The sequence below is a fragment of the Micromonospora sp. M51 genome (genome assembly GCF_018070305.1).
Classification (GTDB): Bacteria; Actinomycetota; Actinomycetes; order Mycobacteriales; family Micromonosporaceae; genus Micromonospora; species Micromonospora parva.
Genome location: NZ_JAGPXZ010001173.1, coordinates 1 through 1,228, shown reverse-complemented (window position 1 = coordinate 1,228; position 1,228 = coordinate 1). Strand labels below are relative to the sequence as shown.

Here is a 1,228-nt window from a genome sequence, read left to right as displayed (position 1 = left end):
CTCTTGGCCACCGCGAGACCGGCCTTGTCCTGCGCCTCGTGGGTGGAGGCGCCCAGGTGCGGGGTGGCCACCACGTTGTCGAAGGCGAACAGCGGCGACGAGGTGCACGGCTCCTTGCTGTACACGTCGACACCGGCGCCGGCGACCCGACCCTCGGCGATCGCGTCCGCGAGCGCCTGCTCGTCGACCAGCCCACCACGGGCGGCGTTGACGATGCGGACGCCGGGCTTGACGATCGCCAGCTCCTTCTCACCGATCAGGCCCACCGTCTCCGGCGTCTTCGGCAGGTGGATGGAGATGAAGTCGCTCTCCCGAAGCAGCTCCTCCAGCCCCACCAGGCGGACGCCGAGCTGCGCCGCGCGGGCCGGCTGGATGTACGGGTCGTACGCGATCAGCCGGGTGCCGAACGCGGCGATGCGCTGGGCGAAGAGCACGCCGATGCGGCCGAGCCCGACCACGCCGACGGTCTTGCCCTGCACCTCGACGCCCGTGTACTTGGACCGCTTCCACTCCCCCGCCTTGAGCGCGGCGCTGGCGCTCGCGGTGTTACGCGCCACGGCGAGCAGCAGCGCGACGGCCTGCTCGGCGGCGGAGACGATGTTCGAGGTGGGCGCGTTGACGACCATGACGCCCCGGGCGGTGGCGGCCGGCACCTCGACGTTGTCCAGACCGACGCCCGCGCGGGCGACCACCTTGAGGCGCGGCGCGGCGGCGATGGCCTCGGCGTCGATCTGGGTCGCGCTGCGCACGATGACGGCGTCGGCCTCGGAGAGCGCCGAGAGCAGGGCCGGACGGTCGGTGCCGTCGACGTGACGGACGTCGAAGTCGTGGGCGAGCACCTCGATGGCGGCGGGGGCGAGTTCTTCGGCGATCAGTACGACAGGATTCATCGGTCCTCGTAGAGGTCGTGTTTGCGATCGGCCCGGGCGGCCGGGCGCCGCACTGCGCCCTGCGCTGATCCGTGCCGTGGCCGTCAGGTGCCGGCTGCTGCACCTACAGGCGATCGTAGGGGCCTCGCTGGTCGGCGTGTTCCGGTCTTCGGGGTGAGTGCCCTCACACGCCCGGTCGGGCGACGGACATCGGCCGTTCACCGCGTCGACACGGTCGCTCAGGCCGCGCCGGACCCCGGTGGTGTCGGTCACCCGGTCACCGTGGGCGAGCGGTGGCCCACGAACACCGCCGCCCGACGCATCGACGGGCGGCAGCATGCCGAGCAGCCCCGGGGCGG

The 1,228-nt window shown here is 72.7% G+C and carries 2 protein-coding genes; one reads left to right on the top strand and one right to left on the bottom strand.

Annotated elements, in window-relative coordinates; translation table 11 throughout:
* Positions 1–890 (bottom strand): hydroxyacid dehydrogenase (locus KBX53_RS33455; RefSeq protein ID WP_305798003.1); only part of this gene is annotated, 890 nt, incomplete at its 3' end.
* 153 nt (positions 891–1,043) lie between these two features.
* Between KBX53_RS33455 and KBX53_RS33450 the strand changes: the two genes are divergently transcribed.
* Positions 1,044–1,228, top strand: a 185-nt coding sequence (locus KBX53_RS33450) for a hypothetical protein (RefSeq protein ID WP_210863859.1), incomplete at its 3' end; no start/stop codon positions are given.